Raw genomic sequence first — 8,796 nt, forward strand, 5'->3', positions numbered from 1 at the left:
GTGGCTGGTGAGTTGTATGTGGGTGGTGTGCAGCTGGCGCGTGGGTATGTGGGGCGGGCTGGGCTGACTGCTGAGCGGTTTGTGGCTGATCGGTTCTCGTCGGGTGGGGGTCGGCTTTATCGCACGGGTGATGTGGTGCGGTGGACGGCTGGTGGTGAGCTGGTTTTCGTGGGGCGTGCGGATGAGCAGGTGAAGATCCGTGGGTTCCGTATCGAGCCGGGTGAGGTTCGGTCGGTGGTGGCGGGTTGTCCGGGTGTGGGGCAGGCGGCTGTGGTGGTGCGTGAGGAGGTTGTGGGGGATCCGCGTCTGGTTGCTTATGTGGTGGCGGACGGGGAGTCGGTTGTCGGTCTTGCGGGTCGTGTGCGGGAGTTTGCGGCTGGTCGGCTTCCGGGGTACATGGTTCCGTCGGCGGTGGTGGTTCTGGATGCGCTGCCGTTGACGGTGAACGGCAAGCTCGATCACCAGGCACTGCCGGCACCCGAGTACGCCACCACCGACAGCCGAAACCCCACCACACTCCAGGAGGAACTGCTCTGCGGCGTCTTCGCACAGGTCCTCGGGCTGGAGGAAGTGGGCGTCGACCACGACTTCTTCGCCCTCGGCGGGCACTCCCTCCTCGCCGTCCGGCTGATCAGCCGCATCCGTTCGGTCCTCGGCGTCGAAGTTCCCCTGCGGACCCTCTTCGAGGCCCCCACCGTCGCCGCTCTCGCCGGCCGCATCGCCGGCGCCGTGACCGCACGCTCCGCGCTCACCGCCGGCGAGCGCCCGGAGCGGATCCCCCTCTCGTTCGCCCAGCGCCGCCTGTGGTTCATCGGCCAGCTGGAGGGCCCGAGCGCCACCTACAACGTGCCGGTGGCCCTGCGCCTGTCGGGCGGCGTCGACCGCGACGCGCTCGGCGCGGCCCTGCGTGACGTCATCGGGAGGCACGAAGTCCTGCGTACCGTCTTCGACGTCGCGGACGGTGAGCCCTACCAGCGGATTCTGGACCTGGAGGACCTGGCCTGGGAGCTGTCGGTCGCAGAGGTGGCCCCGGCCGACCTGGCCGCCGCGATCGGGGAGGCCGAGAAGTACGCCTTCGACCTCTCGGTCGAGGCACCCATCCGCACCTGGCTGTTCGACGCCGGCCCCGACGAGCAGGTGCTCGTGGTCGTCGTCCACCACATCGCCGGTGACGGCTGGTCCATGGGACCGCTCGCCCGGGACGTCTCGGTCGCCTACGCGGCGCGCCGCGAGGGCCGGGCACCCGCGTGGGAGCCGCTGCCGGTCCAATACGCGGACTACGCGCTCTGGCAGCGCGAGCTGCTCGGGGACGAACGGGACGCGGACAGTCTGATCTCCGGCCAGGTCGCCTACTGGCGCCAGGCCCTCGCCGACGCCCCGGTCGAGCTCGACCTGCCTTTCGACCGGCCACGCCCGACGGTCGCCTCCCACCTGGGCCACAGCGTTCCGCTGAACGTCCCCGCCGAGGTGCACGGGCGGCTCGTCGAGGTGGCGCGCGCCGAGGGTGTGACCACGTTCATGGTGCTGCAGGCCGCGCTGGCGATGCTGCTCTCGAAGCTGGGGGCGGGGACCGACATCCCGATCGGCTCGGCGAACGCGGGCCGGACGGACGAGGCGCTGGACGACCTCATCGGCTTCTTCATCAACACCCTGGTCGTCCGTGCGGACCTGTCCGGTGACCCGACCTTCCGCGAAGTCCTCGACCACGTGCGTGAGAAGAGCCTGGCGGCGATGGCCCACCAGGATGTGCCGTTCGAGAAACTGGTGGAGGAGCTGGCCCCGGCCCGCTCGATGGCCCGGCACCCGCTCTTCCAGACCGTCCTCACCCTCCAGAACACGATCGACGCCGTGCTCGACCTGCCCGGAGTACGGACGGGCGCGGCACCCGCCGCGGGCGACGAGGCGGCTTCGGGTCGTACGGCGGTCAAGTTCGACCTGGACGTCATGGTCGCCGAAGCCTTCGACACCGACGGCACCCCGGCCGGCCTCGGCGGCTCTGTCACCGTCGCCGCCGACCTGTTCGACGCCCCATGGGCGGGCAGGATCGCCGACGCCATGACCGCACTCCTGAATCTCCTGTCCCGCGACCCGGGCCGACGCCTCAGCACCGTGGAGCTGCTGGGCGAGGACGAGCGTCATCGGGTGCTGGTCGGCTGGAACGACACGGCGTCGGACGCTCCGGCGGGGCTCGTGCACGAGCTGTTCGAGGCGAGGGCCACGGTGGCGCCGGATGCGGTGGCGATCGTGTCGGATGGTTCCGGTGTCTCGTACGGGGAGTTGGAGGCGCGGGCGAACCGGATCGCGCACTTCCTGATGGGTCAGGGGATCGGTGCGGAGTCGGTGGTGGGTCTGTGTCTGCCCCGTGGTGTGGACATGATCGCGGCGATTCTCGGGGTGTGGAAGGCGGGGGCGGGCTATCTGCCGATCGATCCTGCGCAGCCGACGGACCGGATCGCGTACATGCTGCGGGACAGTCGGGCGGCGCTTGCGCTGACGACCGAGGAGATCCTGGATGAGCTGCCGGCGGGGCGTTCGCGGCTGGTGGCGATCGACGACTCGTTCGTGGAGATGCAGCTGGCGGCGGCGTCGGTGGAGCGTCCTGGGCGGAGTGTGGCGTCGGAGTCTCTCGCGTATGTGATCTATACGTCGGGTTCGACGGGTCAGCCCAAGGGCGTGGCGGTCACACACGGTGGTCTGGCGAACTATGTGGACTCGGTCCCGGAGCGCGTCGGGTTCGGTGAGCCCGGCGCCCGGTATGCGCTGTTGCAGGCGCAGGCGACGGACCTCGGCAACACGGTGGTCTTCGCGAGTCTTGCGAGCGGTGGTGAGCTGCATGTTCTCGATGAGGATGCGGTCACCGACCCGCAGGCGGTTGAGGCATACCTTGCCGAGCATCGGATCGATCACTTCAAGGCCGTTCCTTCGCACCTGGCCGCGCTGTCGGCGGCCGGTGGGGTGGAAGGTGTGCTGCCGGCGGGGTCGCTGGTGCTGGGTGGTGAGGCCGCCTCGCCGGTCTGGCTGCGGGAGCTGATCGCCGCTGCCGGCGAGCGTGAGGTCCACAACCATTACGGGCCGACCGAGACCACGATCGGTGTGGCTACGGCGCGGCTCACCGCTGATGGGGTCGCCGGTGGTGTGGTTCCGGTTGGTTCTCCGATCGCCAACACCCGCTTCTTTGTGCTTGATCAGCATCTGAAGCCGGTGGTTCCGGGTGTGGTGGGTGAGCTGTACGTGTCCGGTGCCGGGCTGGCGCGCGGTTATGTGGGGCGAGCGGGGCTTTCGGCTGAGCGGTTCGTGGCGAATCCGTTCGAGCCGGGTGGGCGGATGTATCGGACGGGTGACCGGGCGAAGTGGACGGCTGACGGGCAGATGGTGTTCGCCGGCCGGGCCGACGACCAGGTCAAGATCCGCGGCTACCGGATCGAGCCGGGTGAGGTGCAGGGTGTGCTGACGGGGCATCCGTCGGTGGATCAGGCTGCTGTGGTCGCTCGTGAGGATGTCGCGGGTGATCGCAGGCTTGTCGCCTACGTGGTTCCCAACGACCGGTATGAGGGCGGCGACGAACTCTCGGCGTCGGTGCGGCAGTTCGCCGCCCAACGGCTGCCGGAGCACATGGTGCCGTCGGCGGTCGTGGTCCTGGACGTTCTGCCGCTGACCGGCAACGGGAAGCTGGACCGTAAGGCCCTGCCCGCACCCGACTACTCCTCGTCTCTCGTCTCTGGTGGGCGGCGGGCTGCCACGCTGCAGGAGGAGATCCTGTGCATGGCGTTCGCGGAGGTTCTCGGTCTTGCCGAGGTGGGTGTCGACGACGACTTCTTCGAGCTGGGCGGGCATTCCCTCCTCGCGGTGCGTCTGGTCAGCCGGATCCGTGCGGTCCTGGGTGTCGAGGTCGAGATCCGGGCGCTTTTCGAAGCACCCACGGTCGCGGGCCTCGCCGAGCAGGTGGCGGGAGCCGCAGAGGCGCGGCTGGCTCTGACGGCCGGTGATCGCCCGGAGCTGATCCCGCTCTCCTTCGCCCAGCGCCGCCTGTGGTTCATCGGCCAGCTGGAGGGACCGAACGCGGCCTACAACGTCCCGGTGACCCTGCGTCTCGCCGGCGACGTGGACCGGGAGGCCCTGGAAGCAGCGCTGCGCGATGTGATCGGGCGGCACGAGGTGCTGCGGACCGTCTTCGGGGTAGCCGACGGCGAGCCGTACCAGCGGATCATCGGCACCGACGAACTCGAATGGAGCCTGCCCCTGATCGAGGTGGCGCCGGAGGAGCTGCCGGGCGCGATCGCGGTGGCGGCCGGCCATGCCTTCGACCTCGCGGTCGACATCCCCTTCCGCGCCTGGCTGTTCGACTCCGGAGCCGACGAGCGGGTGCTCGTCGTGACGATGCACCACATCGCCAGCGACGGTTGGTCGAAGCGCCCGCTGGCGCGTGACCTGTCGGCCGCGTACGCGGCGCGCAGGCAGGGTGAGGCCCCCGCGTGGGAGTCGCTGCCGGTCCAGTACGCGGATTACGCGCTGTGGCAGCGGGAGCTGCTGGGCGAGGAGAGCGACGACGGCAGTCTGATCTCTCGTCAGGTCGCGTACTGGCGGTCCGCGCTGGAGGGCGCCCCCGAGGAGCTGGAGCTGCCGACGGACCGGGTGCGGCCGGCTGTGCCGTCGCACCGGGGTCATGACGTCGCGATGTCCGTTCCGGCGGAGGTGCACGGGCGGCTCGTCGAGGTGGCGCGCGCCGAGGGTGTGACCACGTTCATGGTGCTGCAGGCCGCGCTGGCGATGCTGCTCTCGAAGCTGGGGGCGGGGACCGACATCCCGATCGGCTCGGCGAACGCGGGGCGTACGGACGAGGCGCTGGACGACCTGGTCGGCTTCTTCATCAACTCCCTCGTACTGCGTACGGACGTGTCGGGCGACCCGACCTTCCGTGATGTCCTTGCCCGCGTCCGTGAGACGAGCCTGTCCGCGTTCGCCCACCAGGACGTGCCGTTCGAGCGGCTTGTCGAGGAGCTGGCGCCGAGCCGGTCCATGGCCCGGCACCCCCTGTTCCAGGTGATGCTCCAGGTGCAGAACAACGCCGAGGCCGTCCTCGACCTGCAAGGCGTGCGGATCGGCGGCGTCGCGGCCGGCGCGTCGGTGGCGAAGTTCGATCTCGACGCCTCGGTGTCGGAGGTGTTCGACGAGGCGGGTGTGCCGGCGGGGCTGCGTGGTTCGGTGGTGGCGTCCGCGGATCTCTTCGACGTGGAGACCGCCGAGGGTCTTGTGGCTCGTTGGGTGCGGGTGCTGGAGCTGCTGACCGCCGACCCGGGGCTGTCGCTGAGTGCGCTGGATGTCCTGGACGAGGGCGAGCGGCGTGTTCTGGCGGAGTGGAACGAGACGGCTGTTCCGGTGGTGGCTGGTTCGCTGCCGGAGCTGTTCGCGGCGCAGGTGGCGCGTGCGCCGGAGGCGGTTGCGGTGGTGGCGGGCGAGGTGTCGCTGTCGTACGCGGAGCTGGACGCGCGGGCGAATCGTCTGGCACGGCTGCTTCGGGCTCGCGGTGTCGGTGCCGAGTCGGTGGTGGGTGTGTGCCTGGAGCGGGGTGCCGATCTGATCGTCGCGCTGCTGGCGGTCCTGAAGGCCGGTGGCGCCTATCTGCCGCTCGACCCGGACTATCCGGCCGACCGGATCGCCTACATGGTGGGCGATGCGACGCCGGCCGTGGTGGTCGCCTCGACCAGGACCTCCGACGTGCTGGCTGCGACCGACGCGGCTGTGGTTCTCCTGGACGACGCGGACACAGTGACGGAGTCGGCGGGTCTTGATGACAGCGCGCTGGATGTGGTGGTGCTGCCCGGGCATCCCGCGTACGTGATCTACACCTCCGGTTCGACGGGCCGCCCCAAGGGTGTGGTGGTCACACACGGTGGTGCGGTGAGCCTGTGTGAGGGGCACGGGCGGACCGTGTTCGCCACGGACGGGGCGCCGCTGCGGGTCGCATTGACGACGTCGGTGTCCTTCGACGCCTCCTGGGACCAACTGGCGGCCGTGTTCACGGGCCATGAGCTGCACGTGGTGGACGGGGAGACGTGGCTGGACGCGGGGCGTCTGGTGGCGTGGATGCGTGCGTCGTGTGTCGACTTCGCCGAGGTCACGCCCTCGTATCTGCAGGTGCTCGTGGACGAGGGCCTGTTCGAGGGGGCGCGTCATCCGTCGCGTATCGCTGTGGGCGGTGAGGCAGTTCCGGCGGGTCTGTGGGAGCGGCTGCGGTCGCTGGACGGGGTGGAGGGCTTCAACTTCTACGGTCCGACCGAGGCGACCGTCGACACCACGATCGCTCGGCTGTCCGGCTCGACGGAGGTCGTCGTCGGCCGCCCTGTGGCCAACGCCCGCGTGCACGTCCTCGACGGCGCTCTGTCTCCCGTTCCTGCGGGTGTCTCGGGTGAGCTGTATGTCGCGGGTGCCGGTGTGGCTCGGGGCTACCTCGGGCGTCCCGAGCTGACGGGCGAGCGGTTCGTCGCCGACCCGTTCTCCAGCACGGGCGGCCGTCTCTACCGCACGGGTGACATCGTGCGGTGGACGCGGGACGGACAGATCGAATACGTCGGCCGGGCCGATGACCAGGTCAAGGTCCGTGGCTTCCGCATCGAGCTGGGCGAAGTGCAGTCCGCGATCGCCGAGCATCCCCTGGTGGCCCAGGCCGCCGTGGTGGCTCGCGAGGACACCCCGGGGGACAAGCGCCTGGTCGCGTACGTCGTACCGGCCGCGGACGGCAGCGCCGAGGAGCTGCCGCGCATCCTGATCGCGCAGGCCGGCGACCGGCTTCCGGGGTACATGGTTCCGTCGGCGATCGTCGTCCTGGACGCGCTGCCGCTGAACGCCAACGGCAAGCTCGACCGCAACGCCCTGCCCGCCCCCGAGTACCTGAGCGGCAGCGGCACGCGGGTTCCGGTCACGCTGCGGGAAGAGCTGCTGTGCGGAGCCTTCGCCGAGGTTCTGGGCCTTGCGGAGGTGGGCGTCGACGACGACTTCTTCGAGCTGGGCGGTCACTCACTCCTCGCCGTTCGTCTGATCAGCAGAGTGCGCACCCTCCTGGGGGTGGAGGTCCCGCTGCGAGCCCTGTTCGAGACCCCGACGGTCGCCGGACTCGCCGGCGGTGTGACCGCAGCCGGGCGGGCGCGGCCGGCGCTCACGCCCGGTGAACGGCCGGAACGGGTACCGCTCTCCTTCGCCCAGCAACGCCTCTGGTTCATCGACCAGTTGGAGGGTCCCGGCTCGGCGTACAACATCCCGTTCGCCCTGCGGATGGCGCACGACGTCGACCGCGATGCGCTCGGCCTCGCGTTCCGCGATGTGATCGAGCGGCACGAGGTGCTGCGGACCGTCTTCCGGACGACCGAGAGCGGTGAGCCGTACCAGCAGGTCATGGAACGTGCCGACCTCCACTGGAAGATGGGCGTCGTCGAGGTGGCGCGCGGCAAGCTCGACGCCGTCGTCGCGGAAGCGGAGGCACATGCCTTCGACCTCGCGGCCGAGGCGCCGATCCGGGCCACGCTGTTCGAGGCCGGACCCGACGAGCGCGTGCTGGTCGTGGTTCTCCACCACATCGCGGGCGACGGCTGGTCGACGGCCCCGCTGGCGCGGGACCTGTCCACGGCCTACGCGGCACGGAGCGCGGGCAGCGCCCCGGAGTGGGAGCCGCTGCCGGTTCAGTACGCCGACTACGCGCTCTGGCAGCGCGAACTCCTCGGCGACGAGTCGGACCCCGAAAGCGTGATCGCCACTCAGATGGCTTACTGGCGGGAGGCGCTGGCCGACGTCCCTGAAGAGCTGGCGTTGCCCTTCGACAGGTCGCGGCCTGCCGTCGCGTCCCACCTCGGAATCCGCGTGCCCGTGGAGATCCCGACCGGGGTACATGCGCGACTCGTGGAGGTGGCCCGCGCCGAGGGCGTGACTCCCTTCATGGTCCTCCAGGCGGCGCTGGCGATGCTGCTGTCGCGGCTGGGGGCCGGTACCGACATTCCGATCGGTTCGGCGAACGCGGGCCGCACGGACGAAGCTCTGGATGATCTGGTCGGCTTCTTCATCAACACCCTGGTCATACGTACGGATCTGTCGGGGGACCCGATGTTCCGCGAGGTTCTGGGGCGGGTGCGGGAGGCCAGCCTGTCGGCTCTGGCGCACCAGGAGGTGCCGTTCGAGCGGCTGGTGGAGGAGCTTGCACCGTCGCGATCCATGGCTCGACACCCGTTGTTCCAGGTGCAGTTGGACCTCCAGAACAACGCCGAGGCCACCCTCGACCTCCCCGGGGTCGAAGGGCGTGGCAGGTTCTCGGACAGTGCCGTGGCGAAGTTCGACGTCGAGTTCCGGCTCACCGAGACATACGACGAGCAGGGCGCACCTGCCGGCGTCCGGGGCCAGGTGGTCGCGGCGGCTGACCTCTTCGACCGGACGACGGTCGAGGGCCTGGGGGAGCGACTGGTTCGTGCACTCGGACTGCTGGTCGCGGATACCCGTACGCGGCTGAGTGCTCTCCAGGTCCTCGGTGAGGATGAGCGGCGTCGTGTGTTGGTGGAGTGGAACGACACGGTTGTGGATCTGGGGTCGGTGGTGGTGCCGGAGCTGTTCGCGGCTCAGGTGGCGCGGACTCCGGATGCGGTGGCGGTCGTCGGGGACGGTGAGTCGCTCTCGTATGCGGAGCTGGATGCTCGTGCTCACCGGCTGGCCGGTTATCTGATCGGTCAGGGGGTGGGTGCGGAGTCGGTGGTGGGCTTGTGTCTGCCGCGTGGGGTCGATGCGGTCGTGTCGATGCTCGCCGTGTGGAAGGCCGGG

The 8,796-nt window shown here is 70.0% G+C and carries 1 protein-coding gene; it reads left to right on the forward strand.

The window, feature by feature from the left end; translation table 11 throughout:
- The coding region (locus AB0D99_RS35365; protein WP_362372255.1) for an amino acid adenylation domain-containing protein at positions 1-8,796 on the forward strand (8,796 nt) is incomplete at its 3' end.

It is taken from the genome of Streptomyces sp. NPDC047971 (assembly GCF_040653355.1).
In the GTDB taxonomy this organism is placed as follows: Bacteria; Actinomycetota; Actinomycetes; order Streptomycetales; family Streptomycetaceae; genus Streptomyces.